The organism is Myxococcus stipitatus DSM 14675 (assembly GCF_000331735.1).
GTDB classification, from domain to species: domain Bacteria; phylum Myxococcota; class Myxococcia; order Myxococcales; family Myxococcaceae; genus Myxococcus; species Myxococcus stipitatus.
Genome location: NC_020126.1, coordinates 3,735,145 through 3,755,279, shown reverse-complemented (window position 1 = coordinate 3,755,279; position 20,135 = coordinate 3,735,145). Strand labels below are relative to the sequence as shown.

The 20,135-nt window shown below is 69.9% G+C and carries 20 protein-coding genes; 7 read left to right on the top strand and 13 right to left on the bottom strand.

All coding sequences use genetic code 11. The features are described 5' to 3' along the window. Positions 1 to 27 precede the first annotated feature (27 nt). The 3 genes from MYSTI_RS14650 (at position 28) to MYSTI_RS14640 (ending at position 2,232) form a co-directional block, all read left to right on the top strand. The gene (locus tag MYSTI_RS14650) at positions 28 to 909 is read left to right on the top strand and encodes a ribonuclease HII (protein ID WP_015348542.1); all 882 of its coding nucleotides are present in this window, start codon (positions 28 to 30) and stop codon (positions 907 to 909) included. Next, complete coding sequence (locus MYSTI_RS14645; protein ID WP_015348541.1) at positions 906 to 1,541, top strand: hypothetical protein; 636 nt, start codon at positions 906 to 908, stop codon at positions 1,539 to 1,541. Before MYSTI_RS14650 ends, MYSTI_RS14645 begins: the two co-directional genes overlap by 4 nt. Before the next feature lie 61 nt (positions 1,542 to 1,602). Beyond that, a complete protein-coding gene (locus MYSTI_RS14640) occupies positions 1,603 to 2,232 on the top strand; it encodes a histidine phosphatase family protein (protein WP_015348540.1) in 630 nt (209 codons plus the stop codon). A gap of 44 nt (positions 2,233 to 2,276) precedes the next feature. Here MYSTI_RS14640 and MYSTI_RS14635 read toward each other — a convergent pair whose 3' ends face one another. The 3 genes from MYSTI_RS14635 to MYSTI_RS14625 form a co-directional block, all read right to left on the bottom strand. After that, entirely contained in the window at positions 2,277 to 3,632 is a 1,356-nt protein-coding gene (locus tag MYSTI_RS14635; RefSeq protein WP_015348539.1) for an aminotransferase class I/II-fold pyridoxal phosphate-dependent enzyme, read from the bottom strand. 274 nt (positions 3,633 to 3,906) lie between these two features. After that, positions 3,907 to 5,865, bottom strand: coding sequence for an acetate--CoA ligase (acs, locus tag MYSTI_RS14630; RefSeq protein WP_015348538.1), 1,959 nt, complete (start codon positions 5,863 to 5,865; stop codon positions 3,907 to 3,909). 66 nt (positions 5,866 to 5,931) lie between these two features. Continuing rightward, the gene (locus tag MYSTI_RS14625; protein ID WP_233278272.1) at positions 5,932 to 6,411 is read right to left on the bottom strand and encodes a hypothetical protein; all 480 of its coding nucleotides are present in this window, start codon (positions 6,409 to 6,411) and stop codon (positions 5,932 to 5,934) included. Between the two features lie 70 nt (positions 6,412 to 6,481). On the opposite strand from MYSTI_RS14625, the gene MYSTI_RS14620 reads away from it, so the two are divergent. From MYSTI_RS14620 to MYSTI_RS43075, 4 genes are all read left to right on the top strand, one after another. Next, complete coding sequence (locus MYSTI_RS14620; RefSeq protein WP_015348536.1) at positions 6,482 to 6,904, top strand: NUDIX domain-containing protein; 423 nt, start codon at positions 6,482 to 6,484, stop codon at positions 6,902 to 6,904. A gap of 15 nt (positions 6,905 to 6,919) precedes the next feature. Then, on the top strand, positions 6,920 to 8,860 hold the full coding sequence (locus tag MYSTI_RS41775) for a site-2 protease family protein (RefSeq protein ID WP_015348535.1): 1,941 nt from the start codon (positions 6,920 to 6,922) through the stop codon (positions 8,858 to 8,860). 175 nt (positions 8,861 to 9,035) lie between these two features. Beyond that, on the top strand, positions 9,036 to 9,710 hold the full coding sequence (locus MYSTI_RS14600) for a hypothetical protein (protein WP_015348534.1): 675 nt from the start codon (positions 9,036 to 9,038) through the stop codon (positions 9,708 to 9,710). A 26-nt stretch (positions 9,711 to 9,736) separates the two neighbouring features. After that, positions 9,737 to 10,042, top strand: a complete 306-nt coding sequence (locus MYSTI_RS43075) for a hypothetical protein (protein ID WP_015348533.1) — start codon at positions 9,737 to 9,739, stop codon at positions 10,040 to 10,042. Between the two features lie 19 nt (positions 10,043 to 10,061). On the opposite strand, the gene MYSTI_RS14590 is transcribed toward MYSTI_RS43075, so the two are convergent. The 10 genes from MYSTI_RS14590 to uppS form a co-directional block, all read right to left on the bottom strand. Then, the gene (locus MYSTI_RS14590; RefSeq protein WP_015348532.1) at positions 10,062 to 10,736 is read right to left on the bottom strand and encodes a molybdenum cofactor biosynthesis protein; all 675 of its coding nucleotides are present in this window, start codon (positions 10,734 to 10,736) and stop codon (positions 10,062 to 10,064) included. After that, positions 10,733 to 12,580 (bottom strand): PKD domain-containing protein, encoded by a 1,848-nt coding sequence (locus MYSTI_RS14585; RefSeq protein WP_044279976.1) that lies wholly within the window; start codon positions 12,578 to 12,580, stop codon positions 10,733 to 10,735. Before MYSTI_RS14585 ends, MYSTI_RS14590 begins: the two co-directional genes overlap by 4 nt. Positions 12,581 to 12,586: 6 nt before the next feature. Further along, entirely contained in the window at positions 12,587 to 13,321 is a 735-nt protein-coding gene (locus tag MYSTI_RS14580; RefSeq protein ID WP_015348530.1) for an MXAN_2562 family outer membrane beta-barrel protein, read from the bottom strand. Next, positions 13,318 to 14,220 carry an MXAN_2561 family MXYO-CTERM-anchored protein gene (locus MYSTI_RS14575; RefSeq protein ID WP_015348529.1) on the bottom strand — a complete coding sequence of 301 codons (903 nt, stop codon included), beginning with the start codon at positions 14,218 to 14,220 and terminating at the stop codon, positions 13,318 to 13,320. The genes MYSTI_RS14580 and MYSTI_RS14575 overlap by 4 nt, the downstream gene beginning before the upstream one ends. Positions 14,221 to 14,345: 125 nt before the next feature. Next, the gene (locus tag MYSTI_RS14570; RefSeq protein WP_015348528.1) at positions 14,346 to 15,380 is read right to left on the bottom strand and encodes an aspartate-semialdehyde dehydrogenase; all 1,035 of its coding nucleotides are present in this window, start codon (positions 15,378 to 15,380) and stop codon (positions 14,346 to 14,348) included. A 48-nt stretch (positions 15,381 to 15,428) separates the two neighbouring features. Beyond that, complete coding sequence (tsaB, locus tag MYSTI_RS14565) at positions 15,429 to 16,163, bottom strand: tRNA (adenosine(37)-N6)-threonylcarbamoyltransferase complex dimerization subunit type 1 TsaB (protein ID WP_015348527.1); 735 nt, start codon at positions 16,161 to 16,163, stop codon at positions 15,429 to 15,431. 9 nt (positions 16,164 to 16,172) lie between these two features. Continuing rightward, positions 16,173 to 16,655, bottom strand: coding sequence for a septal ring lytic transglycosylase RlpA family protein (locus MYSTI_RS14560; protein ID WP_015348526.1), 483 nt, complete (start codon positions 16,653 to 16,655; stop codon positions 16,173 to 16,175). A 7-nt stretch (positions 16,656 to 16,662) separates the two neighbouring features. Continuing rightward, complete coding sequence (rseP, locus tag MYSTI_RS14555) at positions 16,663 to 18,300, bottom strand: RIP metalloprotease RseP (protein WP_015348525.1); 1,638 nt, start codon at positions 18,298 to 18,300, stop codon at positions 16,663 to 16,665. A gap of 84 nt (positions 18,301 to 18,384) precedes the next feature. Continuing rightward, positions 18,385 to 19,215: a phosphatidate cytidylyltransferase gene (locus tag MYSTI_RS14550; RefSeq protein WP_015348524.1), complete on the bottom strand. Its 831-nt coding sequence runs from the start codon at positions 19,213 to 19,215 to the stop codon at positions 18,385 to 18,387. Continuing rightward, entirely contained in the window at positions 19,212 to 20,003 is a 792-nt protein-coding gene (gene uppS, locus MYSTI_RS14545; RefSeq protein ID WP_044279942.1) for a polyprenyl diphosphate synthase, read from the bottom strand. The genes MYSTI_RS14550 and uppS overlap by 4 nt, the downstream gene beginning before the upstream one ends. Between the last annotated feature and the right edge of the window lie 132 nt (positions 20,004 to 20,135).

Sequence of the window (20,135 nt, the reverse complement as noted above, 5' to 3'; positions counted from 1 at the left end):
TTCCGGTAGCTCCTCGGGTCCGCCAGCATGTCTATCGATAGCCGGGAACAGTGGCTCCAGTGCTCGCTCGGGGAGCTGACCGAGCGCTTCGTCACCCAGGCGCACGCCGTTCCCTCCGGCCTCCTGGAAGCCCTCGACGCGGACCCGCGACGGGGCGCTCAATCCCTTGCCCGGCGCATCCGGGCCCGCCAGGAGCGCAACCGCTCCGAGGGCCAGCGCCTGCGCCACCTGCTGCGCTTCGAGACGGAGCTGTGGGAGCAGGGCCACACCCACGTCGCGGGCGTGGACGAGGCGGGCATGGCACCGCTCGCGGGCCCCGTCGTCGCGGCCGCGGCCGTGCTGCCCAAGAGCTACCGGCTCAAGGGGCTGGACGACTCGAAGAAGGTGCTGGACGCGGAGAAGCGGGAGGCGCTCGCGGTCGCCATCAAGCGCGACGCGGTGGCCTGGGCCGTGGGCCACGCGGAGGTGGAGGAGATCGACCGCATCAACATCTACCACGCGGGCCTGCTCGCCATGCGCCGCGCGGTGGAGGGCCTGGGGCTGAAGCCGGACTACGTGCTGGTGGACGCGCGGACCATCCCGGAGTGCCCCGCGCCCCAGCGCGGCATCATCAAGGGCGACTCGCTCTCCATGAGCATCGCGGCGGCCTCCATCCTCGCGAAGACGACGCGCGACAAGCTGATGGGCGAGCTGGACACGCGCTACCCGGGCTATGGCCTGGCGCAGCACAAGGGCTACCCGACGCCGCACCACATCCAGGCGCTGCGCGAGAAGGGCGTCCTGCCCATCCACCGACGCAGCTTCGGCCCCGTGAGAGAGGTGCTGGGGCTGGTGGCTCCCGCGGACGTGCCCTCCGCGCAGGCGGAGCTGTTCGACCTCACCCCGTCTCCCGCGCGGAGGCGGCCATGAGCTCGGACCGGGACATCGACGGGTGGCTGTCGGACCGGGGCATCACCCTGACCGAGGCGCGGCAGCGTGCGCGCGCGGTGCTGGAGGACGCGGGCCTCACCCGCCCCGGCAAGCTGCGCATGAGCGAGCCGAAGCTGCTCAAGGCGGCGGAGGTGCTCACCGGGCGCTTCTTCCCCGTGTGCGCGGATGGCGCGTGCCTCAAGGTGGCGCAGGCCAGCGGACGCGAGCCCCTGCGCGTGGAGCCGCGCAGTCACTGCGCGCGGTGTGGAGGCTCGGCCAACCACCGCGCGGAGGTGGCCTTCGTGGAGAGCTGTCACCGCCACGGCGTGCGCCGCGTGGTGGTGGTGGGCGGCTCCCCCGCGGTGCGCGAGGAGCTGGAGGAGAAGCTGGGGCACCACATCGACCTGCGCATGGTGGATGGCACCGAGCGCAGGACGGCGGACCGGGCGCGAAGTGACCTGGACTGGGCAGACCTGGTGCTCGTGTGGGGTGCCACGGAGCTGCACCACAAGGTCAGCGGGCACTACACGCACGGCGGTCCCGCCTACAGCCACAAGGTGGTCCACGTGGTGCGGCGGGGCGTCGCGGCGCTGCTCGAGGAAGGGATGACCCACCTGGCTCGCTCGCGCTGACCTGTGGACAGAACCCACGCCGGCCTTGCTCCGGCGTGGGTCCCGAGGTCAGGCTCCCCCCATGAAGACCGAGCTCATCCTGCTGCGGCACGGCGAGACGGAGTGGAACTCCCTGGGCCTCCTCCAAGGCCATCGCGACAGTCCGCTGAGCACCGAGGGACTGCGCCAGGCGGACGCGCTCGCGGCGCGGCTGTCCACCCTCTCCTTCAGCGCGCTGTACAGCAGCGACCTGGGCCGGGCCCTCGAGACGGCCCGGCGCATCTCCACCCGCACGGGCCACGAGGTCCACGCGGATGCCCGACTGCGAGAGCGGGGCCTGGGGCTCCTCGAGGGCCTCACCCGCGACGAGGCTCGCCAGCGCCATCCCGACATCTTCGGCGAGTACTCCACCAACGCCCCGGACTACGTCGTGCCCGGGGGCGAGAGTGTCTCCCAGCGCCTGAATCACGCGGTGGAGTGCCTGGGAGAGGTCGGCCAGCGCCACCCCGGCGAGCGCGTGGTCGTCGTCACCCACGGCGGCGTGCTGAGCAGCTTCTTCCGCCACAGCCTGGGGATTCCGCCCAACACCCCCCGCGCGTTCAGCGTCCGCAACGCCTGCTGGAACCAGTTCGACTACCAGCAGGGTTCCTTCGTGCTGGTGACGTGGGGCGACCTCACCCATCTGCGAGCCACCAGCCGCGACGACCCGTGACGAAGGGGGCCAGCCTCTCACGCGAGAGGCCCCCCCAAGCCACCTCACACCCGCGCGCGCGGCTCCGCGTCGACGCGCAGGGAGCGCAGCGGGCTTGTCTGCGGAGCCGCGAGCAACTGACGCGCCTCCTCGACGGCGTCCAGCACCACCTGGGCGCCGTGCCGCATCTGCTCCACGGAGTGCGACGACATCACCTGCATGCGGAAGCGCGACTCGCGGATGCGCACCGCGGGGTACTCGACGAGGTTGGGGAACACGCCGCGCTCGAACACCAGCTTGGAGGCGACGCGCGCCACCTTCGGGTCCCCCAGCGGCACCGGCACCACGTTGGACGGCTCGCCCAGACACTTCACCCCGCGCTCGGCGAACGCGGCGCGCAGCGCGAGGATGTTCTCCATCGCCTTGGCCCGCAGCGCGTCGCCCTCCGGCGAACGGACGATGCGCAGCGACTCCAGCGCCACCGCGGCCTGCACGGGGAGAATCGCGTTGGAGAAGATGTGGGGCCCGCCCATGACACGCACGAACTGGCGCACCGCCGCGGAGCGCGTCGCCACGAAGCCGCCATTGGACGAGAACGTCTTGGAGAAGGAGCCCACCACCAGGTCCACCTTCCCGAGCAGGCCCTGTGCGCCCAGGCTGCCGGTGCCCGAGGGGCCCAGGGCGCCCAGGTCATGCGCCACGTCCACCAGCAGCGTCGCGCCGTACTCGTGGCAGATGGACTGGAGCTCCTCGATGCGGGGCACGTCCGAGTCCATGGAGAACAGGCCCTCGGTGACGACGAGGATGCCATGGTCGACGTCGCTGGCCCGCAGCTCCTGGAGCTTGCGGCGCATGGCGCGGTTGTTCAGGTGCGGCACCCGGCTCACCTTCTGCGTCGCCGCGCTGGCGCCCTGCTGGAGGCTCGCGTGGGACAACGCGTCCAGCACCACGTGGTCCTCGGGACGCACCAGCCCCGCGATGGCACCGAAGCCCGCGCCCCACCCCGTCGCGAACAGGGCCACGTGCGGCATCTTCAGGTGCTCCCCGAGCGCCTGCTCCAACTGAAGCCCCGGCGTCGTGTTGCCGCCAAACATCCCGGAGCCCGCACTGTGCACGCCGTAGTCACGAATGGCGCGGTGCGCCGCCTCGACCACCTGCGGATGTGTCGACAGCGACAGGTAGTCCTGCGAGCCGAAGTTCAATCCCTGCCGAGCCACGCCCCCCTCGCTGCGCACGGAGCACTCCGCCGTGGGAGCCCCCTCCAGGCTGCGCGAGTATGGCCAAAGCCCCGACTGCCGCCGCGACTCCTGCCATTCGTAGAACGCCTCGGTCCGCGCCAGCAGGTCCGGCCCGGTCGGGTGTGTGTAATTGGCGATGAAATGCGTGAACAACGGCGAGTCGAGCTGATCGCGTAGATCCATGAACACATCCGCTTCCGCTGAGGAGGGGAACGACGCAGGAGGGGACCTGAAGCGTCGCGCTCAAGCGATGAGCGCGGCCTTTAATGCCCCTGCATCTTTCCAGTGTCAACAACTCCTCATAAAGCGATTATTTCGGATTGTTAGCGATTGGCAGACATTGAAGCTTGATAGCAACTTGATTTCATCTGCAACACAAGACAGCGGGACCGAGGCCAGACAGGGGCCGCGGGCGGGAGGACACACGAGGCGCTCCCGCCCGCCCGTCGGATGCGGGCTACTCCTCGTTCTGCTGGAGGGCCGCGAGGACATTGAGGTCCTCGAGGGTGGTGGTGTCCTGCGAGGACTTCTTGCCCGCCGCGACATCCCGCAGGAGCCGCCGCATGATTTTTCCGGAGCGCGTCTTGGGCAGCCCCTCGGCGAAGCGAATCTCGTCCGGCCGGGCGATGGCGCCAATCTCCTTGGAGACGTGCTGGGCCAGCTCCTTCTTGAGCTCGGCGGAGGGTGCGTTGCCGTTCTTCAGCGTGACGAAGGCCACCAGCGCGGTGCCCTTCAAGTCATCGGGGCGTCCCACCACGGCGGCCTCGGACACGCGCGGGTGCGCGACGAGCGCGCTCTCCACCTCGGCGGTGCCCAGCCGGTGCCCCGCCACGTTGACGACGTCATCCACGCGGCCCATCAACCAGAAGTAGCCGTCCGCGTCCGTGCGTGCGCCGTCTCCGGTGAAGTACTTGCCGGGCAGCTCGCTGAAGTACGTGCGCGTGTAGCGCTCCGGGTCGCCGTACACGGTGCGCAGCATGGAGGGCCACGGGCGGGTGATGAAGAGCAAGCCCCCCTGCCCTCGCGGCACCGTGTTGCCCTGCCGGTCCAGGATCTCGGCGTGGATGCCCGGCAACGGCAGCGTCGCCGAGCCCGGCTTCGTCGGCGTGGCCCCGGGCAGCGGTGAAATCATGATGGAGCCCGTCTCGGTCTGCCACCACGTGTCCACGACGGGGCAGCGGCCCTGGCCGATGACGTCGCGGTACCACATCCACGCCTCGGGGTTGATGGGCTCCCCCACGCTGCCCAGCAGGCGCAGCGAGGACAAATCCTTCTTGCGCGGGATGTCATCCCCCAGCCGCATGAAGGCGCGGATGGCGGTGGGCGCGGTGTAGAGGATGGTGGCCTTGTAGCGCTCGATGATGTCCCAGAAGCGGTCCGGCCCCGGGTGCGTGGGCGCGCCTTCGTAGACGATGGTCGTCACGCCGTTCATCAGCGGCCCGTAGACGACATAGCTGTGCCCCGTCACCCAGCCCACGTCGGCGGTGCACCAGTAGATGTCATCCTCGCGCAGGTCGAACACCCAGCGCGTGGTGAGCGACGCGTTCATCGCGAAGCCCGCGGTGGTGTGCAGCACGCCCTTGGGCTTCCCGGTGGAGCCGGAGGTGTAGAGGATGAACAGCGGGTGCTCGCTCTCCACCCACTCGGGCTCGCACACGTCGGACTGGCCCTTCACCAGCGCGTCCCACGCCAGGTAGCGAGGGCCGGGCAGCGCGGGCGCGTCCGTCGACGTGCGCCGCGCCACGACCACCATCTCCACGGAGGGCATGTTCCCGAGCGCCTGCTCCACGTTCTTCAGGAGCGGCACCACGGCGCCCTTGCGCCAGCCTCCGTCCGCGGTGAGCACCACCTTGGCGCCCGCGTCGTTCATGCGCTCCTGGAGCGCCTCGGCGGAGAAGCCACCGAACACCACCGAGTGCACCGCGCCGATGCGCGCGCACGCCAGCATGGCCACCACGGCCTCGGGCACCATGGGCAGGTAGATGCCCACGCGGTCGCCCTTCTTGATGCCCAGCGACTTGAGGCCGTTGGCCAGGCGGTTCACCTCGACCGACAGCTCACCGTAGGTGACGGCGCGGCGGTCTCCGGGCTCGCCCTCGAAGAGGATGGCGGGCTTGTCGCGGCGCGTGGCGAGGTGCCGGTCCAGACAGTTGTAGGCCAGGTTGGTGCGGCCCTCGACGAACCAGCGCGCGTGCGGCGGCTTCCAGTCGAGCACCGTCTGGAAGGGCTCCTTCCAGTAGAGCTCCTCGCGGGCCCGGTCCCCCCAGTACTTGTCGGGATTGCGCGCGGCTTCGTCCCAGAGCCGCTGATAGTCCTCCATGCTCCGCAGGTGCGCGCGCCGGGAGAACGCCTCGGGCGGGGGGAAGACGCGGGCCTCGTTGAGGACCGAGACAATCTCGTGCTGCGTTTCAGCCATGGGCTCCTCCGCAGAATGGGCGACAGCCCCTCTGTTCTAGGAACCCACGCGGCCGGGCTCAAGCGGCTATTCGCAGCGTTTGGCTTCCTTGACGGCTTCAAAACGCATCCACAGCTCGCAGGTGCATTCGGCCGGCCGCTGCTCGGTCTCGTAGCGCACGCGCATCACGCCGTCGAAGCCCGTGCGGCACTGCGTCGTCGCGTCGATGTGGATGCTCGCCTCGTCCAGCCGGCACTCCTGGCCTCGGACCGAGGCCACCGCGTTCACCACGTTGCCGTCGATGGAGAAGTCGTCCCCCTCCGCGAGGAAGTAGCCGATGAGCTGGGTGTCGAGCAGCGCCATGTCCAGGCGGACGACACGTCCGGTGACTTGGAGGGTGCCGTGGAACTTGTCCTGGTTGGCGGGGAAGAGGCCGCACTCGTCGCGGAAGATCTCCACGGGAGTGAAGACGTAGTCGCCCCCGTCCTGGTCGAAGGGCAGGCAGCCCGACATGACGCTCACGAGGAGGGCGGGCACGAGCAGGCGGAAGCGTCTCAGGGTGGACACGGCGCGCACCATACCTCACGAATGCATCGAGTGCAGTGCGCTCGGGGCGGTCGAGGGTAGACTGGGGGCCATGCCCGAATACCGCAACCCCAAGCCCACCGTGGACTGCATCATCGAGCTGTCGGGTGAACGCATCGTCCTCATCCGCCGCGCGAACCCTCCCCTCGGGTGGGCGCTGCCCGGCGGTTTCGTGGACGAGGGCGAGCCGCTGGACGCGGCGGCCATCCGCGAGGTGAAGGAGGAGACGGGGATGGACGTGAAGCTGGTGGAGCAGTTCTTCACGTACTCGGACCCCAAGCGGGACCCGAGGCAGCACACGCTGTCGACGGTGTACATCGGCACGGCGCAGGGAGAGCCCCAGGGTTCGGATGACGCGGCGGAGGCACGGACCTTCCGGGTCGACGCGCTGCCCCAGGACCTGTGCTTCGACCACGGGACCATCCTCGCGGACTACCTGGCCTACAAGCGGACCGGCCAGCGGCGGAAGTTGTAGGAGCCGTCGTCCGGGATGCACTACGCGCTCGTTCTGCTCGCCCTGGGGGCGCTGCTCGCCCTGCATGAGCTGGGGCACCTGGTCGCCGCGCGATTGCTCGGCGTGAGGGTGCCCAGGTTCGTGTTCGGGTTTGGTCCGCCCATGGCGTCCTTCCGGTTGGGAGGGACGCAGTTCGTCGTGGGCGCGGTTCCGCTGGGTGCCACGGTGCACATCCAGGGGATGAATCCGCATCGCGCGGACGCCTCGGAGACGGCGAGCTTCCAGACCCTGGGGCCCGTGCGGCGCGCGCTCATCATCCTGGCGGGCCCGCTGGCGAACTACCTCTTCGCGCTGGGAGTCCTCTTCGCGCTGTACACGTCGGGCACGCACGTGGTGGTGCCGTTGACGGTGGGGACGGTGAAGCCGGGCTCGGAGGCCGCGCGGGCGCAGCTGCTGCCGGGGGACCGCATCGACATGGTCGATGGGCAGCCCCTGAGGAGCTGGACGGAGTTCGTCGAGAAGGTGGCCGTGGGTGTGGGGCGCCCGCTCGACTTGCGCGTGGAGCGGCATGGGGAGGCGCGCACGGTGACGGTGCGGCCGCGTCCGGATGAGCAGGGCGAGGGACGCATTGGCGTGAGCCAGCAGTACGTGTACCGCACGCATGCGCCCGGTGAGGCGCTGCGGCACTCGTTGGTGCACACGATGAACATCGCCTCCGAGGGAGTGACGATGTTCCTGCGACTGGCGAAGGGGGACCCCGCTCATGGAGGGCCCGCGGGGCCGGGAGCGTTGGTGCGACAGGAGTCGTCGGACGCGGCTTCGTCGGGGCTGGATTCGGTGCTGCGGGCGTTGGTGGCGGCGTCGGTGGCGCTCGCGTTGCTGACGCTGCTCCCGGTTCCGGGGCTGGATGGCGGGCGTGTGTTGCTGCTGATGATCGAGGCCGTGAGCGGACGCAGGTTGCCGCCTCGGGTGGAGACCCTGGCGCAGACGATGGGGTTCCTCGCGATCTCGGCGATCATCGTCGCGGTGGCGGCCACGGAGATTCGCAGCGCCGTGCCGGAACGATTCAAGTCGAAGCCCCAGACGGGTGGCGACTCCACGTCGAGCCCCGCGGCTTCCGCCGGAGTGCCGGGGACTCCCCAGGGAGGCCCTGCCGCGCTCCCCGCGACGTCGGCACCAGCGACGGGCACGACCACGGCGACTCCGCCGACGGTCACAGGCGCGCCAAACGCGACTCCGTCCAACACTTCGGTGACGCCGACACCCGCGGCAGGGGCGCCTTCGGCTCCTGCAACAGGTGCAGCACCTGCAATTCAGTCACCCATGACGGGAGGAGCACCCGCGAGCGCCGCGACTGCGACTGCGTCACCTGCGACAGGCGGAACGCCCGCGACTCCGACACCTGCGACGGGCGGAACGCCCGCGACTCCGACACCTGCGACAGGCGGAGCGCCCGCGACTCCAGCGGGTACTACAACCGCGACTCCGCCACCTGCGACAGGCGGAGCGCCCGCGACTCCAGCGGGTACTACAACCGCGACTCCGCCACCTGCGGTGGGCGGAGCGTCCACGACGCCTGTGGGCACGGGCACGGCGACTCCATCCGTGGGCGGAGCACCCGCGACTCCGACGGGCACAGCCACCACGACTCCCGCAACGACTCGAGCGGACACACCCGCTGCTCCCTCGCCGCTCGCCGGGGCACCCGCTGTTCCGGCAAACCCGAACGGGGTGACATCAGCAACTCAGTCACCTCCGACGGGAACGAGTCCCGCGACGCCCTCGACCTCGACCGGGGCGGCAACCACGTCCCCACGGCCGTCACCTCAGGCCCCTTCGAACGCCACTACATCCGCGCCTCCGACACCGGCAACCACCGGCGCGGGAACTCCAGGTGGGGCAACGCCCACAGCGGCCCCCTCGAAGGTGCCCCCGACGAGCGGTCCCGCGGCCGTGAGTGGTCCGCCGACGCCCTAGCAGGGCCCCCCTCGGTCCCTCGCGCACGACCCCATCGAGCGCAGCCCCTGGCTCCTCGTTACCTGTTCTCGGAACCTGCGTCGGCCCCAGGTTGTCCGGAGAGCGGGCGGGCACGGCTGTGTCCACCCGTGGGCTTCCAAGCGAGTTGCCGAGGCCAGGAGCCACCAGGACGCATATGCTGACTCGTGAGATGAGCACCAAGGCGGACGGCGGGCTGTACTTCGAGTTGTACTGGGGCGAGAACCTCGCCGAGGCCTGGAGCTACGGCCCGGAGCGCGAGAAGGTGCTCGCCGCGCCCGATGAGCACGCGCCCCTCCCGCTCTACGGCTTCACGCTGCCCGAGGAACCCTTCCTCATGGCCGAGCGCACCCCGGGCGGCTGGCGCATCCACCTCCCACCCAAGGTCCAAGCCGAACGCAAGGCGCGCGGAGCCAGCTTCGCCGCCGTCCCCTCGGAGCAGCTCGTCCAGGACCAAGGCCGGACCTCCCTGGTACTCGGCGAGGGCATGACCCTGCGGCTCACGGAAGGTCAGCTCTCGCTGGTCGTCCAGTCGTCCGTCGTCAAGGAACGCGTGGGTCCCCTCCAGTGGAAGGACATGGGCTGGTTGGCCATCGTCGCCCTGCTCTTCCTGAGCCTGCCCATCGGGTTCCTCCTCGCGGGTCCTACCCCCGAGCGCGCGGCCGAATCCAACGCCCGAGCCCTGCAACAAGCCGCGGACAAGGAAGCCGAGCGCCGCAAGGCCATGGGACTCGACACCCCCATGCGCCCCATCACCGACACGGAGCGAGCCCAGCAACAAACCGACGGAGGCCCCGAGGTCCACGTCCCCGCGAGCTTCCGAGTCCGCTAGGCAGTCCTCCAGGAGTTCTCCAACCTGTGTCCACCGCGACCACGCGAGATGAGGTGACAGAGCAGTGGGCCGCGGTTCTCCGCGAGATGCGAGCCCTGTTGGCTCGAGATCCGAGAACCAAACCCGACCTGCGAGTGTGGACCGACGATGCGATCTCGCTCTCACGGCGAATCACCCAATCACCGGAGGTCAGCGACAAGGTGGACGAAGTCGCCTGGCACTCCCTCGCCGATGCGGACATCCGGGTGAAGGATTCCGAATACGCGGAGCTCCAACGCACGTCGTTCGAAGAGTGGCTGCACGAGGAAGAGCAGCGCCTGGCGGAAGGTTGAGCAGCGCGTCGCCGCCCCATCAGGGCCCGAGCCCGACCCAAACCTCCCCATCCTCGAAGAACTCCTTCTTCCAGATGGGCACGTCCTGCTTGAGCCGCTCGATGGTGTACTCACAACCTCGGAACGCTTCCCGGCGATGAGGCGACGCGGTGGCGATGACCACCGCCAGCTCTCCCGGAACCAGCGTGCCCACACGGTGGACCACCGCCAGCCGGACACCCGGCCACAGCGTGGCGACCTCCGCGCCAATCTCCGCCAGCTTCTTCTCCGCCATCGGCGCGTAGGCCTCGTACTCCAGCCGCAACACCCGCCGCCCCTTCGTCTGGTTGCGCACGGAGCCACTGAAGGTGACGAGCCCGCCATACGACTCGCCGCCCACCGCCTCCACCACCTCCTCCAACCGAAGCGGCCGGTCCACCACCCGGAACAATCCCGGTGAGCCTCCCGCCACGGGAGGAATCAACGCCACCTCCGCCCCCGGACGAACCGGCGCATCCACGCCCACGAACTCCTGGTCCACCGCCACGCGCAGGTGCGGCAGCAACGGCTCCAACCCGGGATGCGCGACAGAGAGCAGTCGCAGGACCTCGCGCACCGTCGCGCCCTCCGGAAGCGGAAAGGACTCTCGCGCCAGCCCCACGCGCTCACGGGCCGCGGCGAAGTAGAGCACTGTGATGGAGCCCCCGGAGCTCATCGCCACCCCTGCCCGCCTCGAGCCCCCTCGCGCAGGCGCAGGCCTCCCTTCAGCCGCGCACCGCCCTCCGCAAGTGAGAAGTCCATGAAGGCCGAGTCCAACGGGAGGAAGCGCTCCAGCACCGCCTTCACGAGCCCCTGCGCCGAAGCCAGCCGCTCCGCGGTCACTCCCGGCACGGCGTGCTGCGCATCCAGGTCCGCGCGAAGCTGTCCCAGGTCCGCCATCAGCGACTGGTGCCCCGCGCCAAAGGCCTCGCCACCCAGGCGCTCGCGAAGGGCTCGGCCCACGTCGCCGCGAGGCCGCCCGTCCAGCGGCTCTCCCGCGAGCAACGTCGCACGCTGAGCCCCCACCAGGAGCTGCACGGGGAAGCCTCGGAGCATCGTCCGGTACATCTTCCCACCCGGGACGTTCTCCGCACGGAAGCGCAGCAGCGAACCATCGAGGTGCTCATCGAGCAGCCTCAGCACGGGCTCCGCCGACGTGAGCCCCGCGTCAATCAACACCGTCCCTCGAGGCTCCGGCCGGTGGTTCTGGACGAAACTCTTCAGGAACCCCGGCGCGTCGAAGTACACGAGCACCGCCACATCGCCCCGCAGGGCCTTCAGCAGGGCCTCCGGGTCCAACCCGCGCGAGCGCCACCGCTCCACCACGCGCTCCCGCAGCGGAGAGCCCGGAGCACCGAACACCAGCTTCGCCAGCTCCTCGGGAGGAACCGAGAGCTGCGCGGCGGCCACGGGCCCCAGCGCGCTGTCCGCCAGGAGCGCCGACGCGGGTGCATTCGCGCCATGGAACAGCGGCCTCGAGGACGCGAGGAATCCATCCAGCGTCATGCGCTCGGACTGGACCGCCAGCGAGGCCATGAAGCCTCGCACCGGCGACTCCTTCTCCCCTGCCTCCGCCCCACCCTTCAGCGCGCTCGAGTAGAGATGGACATGGCCCTCCGCGACCTTCGCGCGGAGCTCCTGGTACAGCGCGGACTCGGAGAGCCCAGGGCCCTCCAGGCCCCGCACCGCACCTCGAGCCACCTCGACATCCGCGACCGCGGGCTCCACGGCCAACACCGACACCGGCTCGCCCGCCTCCAGCTCGCCACTGTCCGAGTCGGGAATCGCCAGGTAGAGGTAGCCCCGGTCGACGAACAACAGCATCGGCTCGCCCGAGTCCGCGGGAACCACGCGCATGGCCCCGTCCCCCGTCGGCGAGACTTGATGCCCGGAGCTCTCCAGCTCTTGAGCCACCGCCTGCATCGCGGCCTCGGGCTCCGTCACGCCAAGCAACGCCACCACGCCATCGAACGCCGGCAGCAGGAAGAGGCCAAAGCCTTCCTCCGGGTCCACGACACCGGAGCTCTGCGCCAGGCTCTCCAGCACCAGCGCCACCAGCGGAGCATCTCGCAGCGCGTTCTCGGACTCCTCGGGGCCCACGAGCCGCTCGTAGAAATCCACCAGCGCTTCCATGTTGCCCCGCAGCGTGGGCATCCACAGCACCGTCTGCGCCTCCGCGGGCACTGCCCTCAAGAGCGGACGCGGCACGACGGTGAGCTGCACGCGCCCGACTTCCTGGCCCTCATGCAGCGCACGCACCGAGTAGACACCCGGGCGCGCGAACGCATGCGACAGCCGGGGCCCCCGTGCGGACGGCGTCCCGTCACCAGGCTCCCAGGAGAGGACCGGAGCCCCCTCCTCACGTGAGCCCAGCTCGACGGGAACACCCGCCTCCACCACGCGGTCATCACCCATCTCGGCGCGAACAGCGCGCCGGCAGCCGGAGGCCCAAGGGCCCACGGCGGCCATCAAGACGAGGAGCGCGGCGGAGGAACGGACAGAGCGCGGGACAAGCGGCATCCGCCGCTAATAGTCCAGCGCGAGTCCAAACATCCAGCGTCGGCTGGAGAGCACGAGGCCCTTCCCGCCGAAATTGTCCACATCCGCGTAGGTGTACTCGGCGAAGAGGTAGCTGTGGTTGACGCCCAGCCCGGAGTCGAAGTCGCGCGCGAAGCGCGGCTGCAGCACATCCAGCAGGAACGACACGCCAGCCGTCGCGCCCCAACCCCACTTGCCGCCGCTGCCCTTGCGGCCTTGAGAGACCTCGGTGTCGTCGCCCTTCGTCACCCACCACGGCGTGTAGATGAGGCCCAGCTTGCCGTACGGCACCAGGGGGATGCCCCACTCGAAGGCCGCGTAGTCGAACTTGTAGAAGGCGTTGAGGCCCAGCGGAATCACCTTGAGCGCCGTCTTCTCCGCGGCGTCACCGCCCTCCTCCAGCTTCGCGTTCGCGTACTTCTCACCGTAGCCCGCGGACACACCCACGCCCGCGGTGCCGATGCCTTGGTAGAAGAAGTGCTGAAGCTCGACCTCGACAAGCAGCAGCGAGGAGTCACCGAAGGTGTCCTTGTACGGAGTCCGCCCCTCCGTGAGCCCCTTCTCCGTGTCCACGCGGGGCTTGTAGCCGCCCAGCCGGAAGACGACTCCCCCCGAACGCGGCGAGGAGAAGTCCTCGGCCTCCACCTCGCTCACGACGTCCTGCGCCAACGCCGGCGACCCGGCGACCATCATGGCCACACCCAGCGCCCATGCCCGACTCATGACTGCTTCCTCCTGGACGTCAGCCAGAAACCCAGAGCCGCCATCGCGGCGCCCACAGCAAGACCACCACCGCCCGCGCCGCAGCCACCCGTCTCCTGGCCGCCCGCGTCGACGTACTCATCAAAGAAACCGTTGCTGGCAATGGGCGCGCCCGTCGCCAGCTCGGAGGCCTTGCCCTGGTTGCCCGCCTTGTCGAAGGCGATGGCTCGCACCCCGTACGTCTTGCCGTTCTCCAGCCCATCCATGCGGAAGACGTTGTTCGGCGTCACCTGCTCCTTGGAGCGCACCACCTCGCCTGGCGTGGCGACGCCGCCATCGTCGCCCTGCGTCATCTCCACGACCTCCACCTTCAGTCGGGTCGTGTCACTGGTCGGCGCCACACTGACGCTCAGCGCACTGTCCAGCCCCGTCACCGCGGGAGCCGGCGGCGCCTCGGGCGCAATGGGGTCCAGGATGAAGTTGACATCAGGCTTGCCAACGCTCGACGGCTTGTCCGGGCACAGCCCGGTGGAGATGGTCTGCACCTTCGTCGAGGCACAGAGCTTGTAGACGACATTCGCCGTCTGAGCAGCACAGGTGAGCCCCCCTTCGGCAAGCACGACGCTCATCTGCAACTCGATGGCTTCCGTGGTGATGCTGTCGGACTGCTTGATGGTCTTGAGAACCTTGTTGCCGCTCGCCCCCGGGTCCTCCGCCGAGCACGAACCCTTGGTCAGGAACAGGGTGAGATCGCCGCACAACAAAGTGCCCGTCTTCGTCCAGGTGACTGGAATCTTCTTCGCGCAATCGTCCAGGGAGACAGAGATTTCGCCATCCTGGATGGCCGCACCCGTGAAGGTCACGGACTGCCCCAGGGCGGTCGATGCGGTGAGCAGGAGCACGACAAATATGTGGCGCATGGGTAGTCCGACGCTAGCAAGCGGGGGGCCACACTCAACACCTTCTCGCGTGGCCCGTTTGGCCCTGAAGTCCCAGCCCTGGAGCGCCAAACAGACAGGAGCGCCCCGGGCCGAGTGCCAAAATGTCAGGGAGCCCGCTCCCGCTCGGCCAGCTTCAACCCGGTCTCCACGAGGTTGAGCGCGGCCCCTCGGGTCGCGTTGTCGATGGCGGCGAAGAGCGTCACCCACTCCGGGGACTGCGGGAAGGCACGCACCCGGCCCACATGGACCGCGGGGTCCGACGTGACGAGCATGGGCATGGGGTAGACGCGCTCCCCCGGCGCATCCAGCACCTTGAGCGAGGGGGACGTCTTCAGCGCCGCCCTCACCTGCTCCACCGGGCCCGCCTTCTTGAGCTGCACGTTGATGACCAGCCCGTGCCCGTAGAAGCTGGGCACCTGCACCGCCGTGCCCGCGAGGACGGGGGCCTCGCCTCGGCCCGCGAACAACCGCGCGGCCTCCAGCGTCCAGCCCGCCTCCTCCTCCGTCCACGGCGAGCCCGCCATGAAGCCGCCCACCTGCGGCACCAGGTTGAAGCCCACGCGGTGCGGGAAGGCATGCGGCTCCGGCTCGCGCCCGGACATCAGGTCCGCCGTCTGCTTCTCCAATTCCGCCACGCCGCGCACGCCCGCGCTCGAGACGGCCATCATCGCCGTCACCTGCGCACGCGCCACGCCGAACGCCCGGCGCAGCGGCTCCACCACGTGCACTGCGGCCGTGGTGACCGCGCCCGGCAGGCACACCACACGGCCCTTCGTGACGGTGCTCAGCGACTCGGTGTTGAAGCCCGGGAGCACCAGCGGGACGTTGCCGTCGCCACGGAACGCGGGGCTGACGTCCACCACCCACGCCCCCGCCGCCTGCGCCGCGGGAGCCAGCGTGCGAGACACCTCGCCCGGCGTGGCCAGCAGCACCAGCCCCACGCCCCGGAAGGCCTCGGCCGTGGCGCGCTCCACCTCCAGCGAGTCCTCGCCGTACTCCACCTCCAGCCCCTTCGAGCGCTCCGAGCCGAAGGCCCTCACCTGCTCCGCGGGCACATCGCGCGCGTACAGTCCGGCCAGCACTTCGCGACCCACCACGCCGGTGGCACCCACCACGGCAATCTGCAAATCGTCTTTCATGACGCGTCCTTGTGCGTGCATCGCCCGAGCGCGGCTGCGCCCGACGCTTCAGTCGTCCTTCAAGCGCGCCGTGGGCGCGGGCCCCGGCAGCGGAGGGAACTTCGGATTGCGCTCCGGCTCGGAGGCGCGCACGTAGTGCGGCTCCATGGCGAAGAGCGCCTGGAGCGAGAACTCCTCCGGGAAGCGCGCCAGCCTCGCCAGCGCCACCGCCGATGGGAAGTCATGCCCAGCGACGAGCCGCTCGGCGGCGACACCGTGCGACACCAGCGCCGCGTGGTAGCCCACCAGCGCCGGCCCCAGCGCCACCGCGCGAGGCTCCGCGGCCATCCGCACCGCCACTTCCTGGGGCGACATGGCCGTCTCCGGCTCCAGCGCCTCCACCGTCCCGCCGCGCCGGACGTACGCCCCCAGGTACAGGTCGTCCTTGCGCGCCACCGCCAGGCAGTAGAGCGGAACATCCTCCGGGCCCTCCAGCGCGAGGGCCGCCAGCGACGACGCCCCCGCCACCTTGAGCTGCGCCGCGTACGCCAGCGACTTCACCGTGGCGAGGCCGATGCGCAGGCCCGTGAAGGAGCCTGGCCCCAGGCCCACCACCAGGCCCTCCAGGTCCGCCAGCCGCGTGTCGTGTCGGGCCAGCAACTCACCGACGACCCCTGGCAGCGCTTCGCTCTGCTTGACGGGCGGGGGCACCACCAGGTGCTCCACGGCGCGCACGCCGTCCGGCCCGCGCTCCACCAGGGCCAGCGACATCGTCAACGTCGAGGTGTCCAGCGAGAGAAACATGGGGGCTCCCTACACCGGAGCCGCCCACATTGCGCGGGGAATCTCCGACACGTTGTCCGCGCAGCGATACAAGCGCACCCGCACCACGCCTTTGTCCAACATGCCCAGCTTCGAGGCGGCGGCCTGCGAGACGTCGATGATGCGCCCCTCGACGAAGGGCCCCCGGTCATTGACGCGTACCTCCACCGAGCGCCCATTCTCCATGTTCACCACGCGCAGGCACGAGCCGAAGCGCGCCTTGCGGTGCGCGGCGGTGAGCGCGTTCTGGTTGAAGCGCTCCCCGCTCGCGGTGGGACGGCCATGCAGCCCGGGGCCGTAGAACGAGGCCAGCCCCTCTCCCAGGTACGAGCGAGGCATCTGCTCGCGCTTCGTCACCCGGGGCGAGCCTGGCTCCGGCCCCACATCCTCGGGCCGGTCCGGCTTCGCCGCGCGCGAGGCACACGCCGTGGACAACCCCAGCGCCAGAAGAAGGACAAGGGTCGTCGCGCGCATGGGGCCTCTAGCGGGTGATGTCGTTGGTGAAGACCAGCAGCATGAGGAGGATGAGCAGCGCCAGGCCCACCATGTTGGCGGCCTCGCGCACGCGCACGGGGATGGGGCGGCGGCGGATGCCCTCCCACGCGGCGGACAGCAGCGCGAAGCCATCCAGCACGGGGATGGGCAGGAGGTTCATCACGCCCAGGTTGATGGAGATGATGGCCATCAGGTTGAGGAACGAGTCCAACCCCTGCTCGGCGCTCTTGGCGGCGAGCTGATACATCATGATGGGGCCACCCACCGTGCTCAGCGGCACGTCGCGCGTCACCAGCCCCGCGAGCACCTTCACCATCTGCCCCACGATTTTCGGGACGACGATGGCGGCCTGCTTCAGCGCCGCGCCGGGCCCCAGGTGCACCGTCACCTCGTCCGCCTTCGCCACGTCCGCGTCCAGGAGCGCCCACCCTCGCGCGCCCAGCGACAGCTTCGTGGTCTCCTGCCCCATCGAGTCCTCGGCCGTCAGCGGCGCCTGGGACAGCGTCTGCGTCTGCTCGCCCCCCGCGCCCCGCCACGTCAAGGAGAAGGGCTTGGCCTCCGCGCCGCTGAGCTTCACGTCCAGCATGCGGAAGGACGGCAGCGCCTCGCCGTTGAGCGACACCACGCGGTCCCCCTGCTTCAGCCCGGCCTTGTCCGCCGCGCTGCCGGGCACCACCGCCGACACGTACAGGTCCGCGGGCTCCGCGCCCAACGCCGCCAGGCCCACGCCGGGCTGACGGGGCACCGTCACCTCCACCACGCTCGACGCCTGCCCCTTCACCACGCCGGCCTCGACGACCTGCATGCGCCGCACGACGACCTTGAGCGGCTCCCCCTCGGGGTGACGGCCCAGCTCCTGATACAGCCGAGCCTCGTCCGGCACATGCGTGCCGTTGACGCTCAACACGCGGTCGAAGGTGCGCAGGCCCGCGGCCTCGGCGGGAGAGCCCGGAGGCACGCCCACCATGGGGGGCTTGGCCAGCGGCAGGACGCCGATGAGGCCGCGCTCCACGGTGTCGATGGGCGACGTCTCCGTGCTCTTGATCGGCGACACGGTGAGCGTCACGGGCTTGCCGTCGCGCTCGACGACGATGGGAATCGGGCGCTCGAAGCGGCCGACGAAGGTGTCCCGCATGTCCTCGAACGTGCGCACGGGCACGCCTTCCACGGACATCACCCGGTCTCCGGGGCGCAGGCCGGCGGCGGAGGCGGGCATGCCCGGCTCCACGTACCCCACCAGGGTGGACGTCGCCTGGTGCGGCCCCAGGAACACGAAGAAATAGACGATGACGGGGAAGATGAGGTTGAAGGCCGGCCCCGCCAGGACGATGAGTCCGCGCTTCCAGGGGGGCTGCGCCAGGAAACCTCGCTTGGCCTCATCCGGGCCCAGTTCCTCGTGGGGCAGGTCGCCCGCCATCTTCACGAAGCCTCCCAGGGGGAGGATGGCGATCTGGTACTCCGTCTCGCCCTTGACGAAGCCGATGAGCTTCGGCCCGAAGCCGATGGAGAACTTGAGGACCTTCACCCCGCAGGCCTTCGCCACGAGGAAATGGCCGAGCTCGTGCACTGTCACGAGCACGCCAAGCAGGAGGATGAAGAACCCCAGGTTCTGAAGTGAGGGCATGGCGGCAAGAGTAATCGTGAGCCCCCGGACGGACAACGCACATCCGGGGTCGCCAGCCAGGCGGGCGAGCGAAATCTCACGCTTCTACGGCAGCCATCCGCGCACGAACTGCACGTAGACGAACACCAAGGGCGCATTGAAGAGCAGCGCGTCGATGCGGTCCAACACCCCGCCGTGCCCCGGGATGAGCACCCCGGAGTCCTTCACGCCATAGGCGCGCTTGAGCATGGACTCGCACAGGTCCCCCACCGGGCCCAGGATGCCTCCGGCGATGCCCAGGAGCACGCAGTCCCACACGGTGAAGACGGGGAAGAAGAAGGCCCGGGCGATGAACATGCCGCCCACCGAGCCCAACATGCCGCCGTAGAACCCCTCCCACGTCTTGTTCGGGCTCACTTCCGGGTAGAGCTTGTGGCGCCCCAGGAAGCGACCGAAGAAGTAGGCGGCGGTGTCGTTGGCCCAGGTGATGGTCAGCGCGCAGATGACCCACGCGAGGCCATGGTCCGGGAGCAGGCGCAGGGCCGACAGCGCGGTGAGGCCCACGGCGCCATAGAGGAAGCCGTTGACCAGGTGCGCGGTGCGCGTGGGGGCCTCCGCGAGGGGGCCCTTGAAGAGGTGGTAGATCCACGCGAAGAACGCGAAGACGACGGTGAGCCAGAAGGCCGTCTCCCCCGTGCGCGCGGCGTCCTTGAGGGGGAGGAAGGGCATCACGGCCGCGAAGGCCATGCCCACCCAGGCGGCGGCCGTCAGCCGCTTCTGCACGATGAGGTAGTACTCCCCCACGCACGCGGCCGCGGCGAGGCCCAACAGGCCCGCGCTCCACACGCCGCCGAGGAAGAGGAGCAGCACCACGAGCGGCAGGAGCGTCAGCGCCGTCACGATGCGCACGACGAGGTTTCGGTTCTTGTCGTTCACGCCTTGGCCCGCTGGGGGGTGTCCTCCCGCTTGACCTGCGCGGAGGTCAGACCGAAGCGCCGCTCTCGCTGCTGGTACTGGGACACGCAGCGGAGAAACTCATCGGTGCGGAAGTCCGGCCAGAGGGCGTCGCTGAAGCACAGCTCCGCGTATGCCATCTGCCAGAGGAGGAAGTTGGAGATGCGCTGCTCGCCGCTGGTGCGGACCACCAGGTCCAGCGGGGGCAGCCCATTCGTCCAGAGAAAGGACTCGAAGTCGGACTCTTCCACCCGGCCCGCGGACAGCTCGCCCCGGGAGATGGCCTCCGCCATCCGGCTGGCGGCGTGGAGGATCTCCTCCCGCCCTCCGTAGGACAAGGCCAGCGACAGCACCATGCCGGTGTTCTCCGCCGAGTCGGCGATGAGCCGGTCCAGCGGATCCTTCACGAAGCGCGGCAGCCGCCCGACGTCGCCCACCGCCTTGAGCCGGATGCCGTTGTCCATGATTTCGGCCCGCTCACGCTCCAGGTAGTCGCGCAGCAGGTCCATCAGCCCGGCGACCTCCTCCGCGGGCCGGGCCCAGTTCTGTGAGGAAAAGGCGTAGAGGGTCAGTGCCTGGATGCCCACGCGGCGCGCGGTGCGGGTGACTTCGCGTACACTGGCGCTCCCCTCACGGTGCCCCTCCAGTCGCTCCAGACCCCGGGACTCCGCCCACCGGCCGTTGCCATCCATGATGATGCCCACGTGGCGCGGCACGGGCCGGGCCTTGACCTGCATTTCGAGGGCGGAAACCACTTGGGGGCGTTCCATTCAGGCCGCGCACCCTACCGGCGGCGCCGCGCCGCGTCCACGGCAGCGTGGGCCAACCGTCACCCGGGGCCCCTGACCGGTCGAGAGCGTCCCGTGAGCGGCCAACGCCCCTTGGCCCGTGTAGGCCAAGGT

Bases quoted from the DNA above. Each gene is read 5' to 3' on its own strand.
- MYSTI_RS14650 (WP_015348542.1), top strand. From the start codon at position 28: ATGTCTATCGATAGCCGGGAACAGTGGCTCCAGTGCTCGCTCGGGGAG.
- rseP (WP_015348525.1), bottom strand. From the start codon at position 18,300: ATGCCCTCACTTCAGAACCTGGGGTTCTTCATCCTCCTGCTTGGCGTG.
- MYSTI_RS14570 (WP_015348528.1), bottom strand. From the start codon at position 15,380: ATGAAAGACGATTTGCAGATTGCCGTGGTGGGTGCCACCGGCGTGGTG.
- MYSTI_RS14580 (WP_015348530.1), bottom strand. From the start codon at position 13,321: ATGAGTCGGGCATGGGCGCTGGGTGTGGCCATGATGGTCGCCGGGTCG.
- acs (WP_015348538.1), bottom strand. From the start codon at position 5,865: ATGGCTGAAACGCAGCACGAGATTGTCTCGGTCCTCAACGAGGCCCGC.
- MYSTI_RS14620 (WP_015348536.1), top strand. From the start codon at position 6,482: ATGCCCGAATACCGCAACCCCAAGCCCACCGTGGACTGCATCATCGAG.
- MYSTI_RS14645 (WP_015348541.1), top strand. From the start codon at position 906: ATGAGCTCGGACCGGGACATCGACGGGTGGCTGTCGGACCGGGGCATC.
- MYSTI_RS14635 (WP_015348539.1), bottom strand. From the start codon at position 3,632: ATGGATCTACGCGATCAGCTCGACTCGCCGTTGTTCACGCATTTCATC.
- MYSTI_RS14590 (WP_015348532.1), bottom strand. From the start codon at position 10,736: ATGAGCTCCGGGGGCTCCATCACAGTGCTCTACTTCGCCGCGGCCCGT.
- MYSTI_RS14585 (WP_044279976.1), bottom strand. From the start codon at position 12,580: ATGCCGCTTGTCCCGCGCTCTGTCCGTTCCTCCGCCGCGCTCCTCGTC.
- MYSTI_RS14600 (WP_015348534.1), top strand. From the start codon at position 9,036: ATGCTGACTCGTGAGATGAGCACCAAGGCGGACGGCGGGCTGTACTTC.
- MYSTI_RS14575 (WP_015348529.1), bottom strand. From the start codon at position 14,220: ATGCGCCACATATTTGTCGTGCTCCTGCTCACCGCATCGACCGCCCTG.
- MYSTI_RS14560 (WP_015348526.1), bottom strand. From the start codon at position 16,655: ATGCGCGCGACGACCCTTGTCCTTCTTCTGGCGCTGGGGTTGTCCACG.
- uppS (WP_044279942.1), bottom strand. From the start codon at position 20,003: ATGGAACGCCCCCAAGTGGTTTCCGCCCTCGAAATGCAGGTCAAGGCC.
- tsaB (WP_015348527.1), bottom strand. From the start codon at position 16,163: ATGTTTCTCTCGCTGGACACCTCGACGTTGACGATGTCGCTGGCCCTG.
- MYSTI_RS14640 (WP_015348540.1), top strand. From the start codon at position 1,603: ATGAAGACCGAGCTCATCCTGCTGCGGCACGGCGAGACGGAGTGGAAC.
- MYSTI_RS41775 (WP_015348535.1), top strand. From the start codon at position 6,920: ATGCACTACGCGCTCGTTCTGCTCGCCCTGGGGGCGCTGCTCGCCCTG.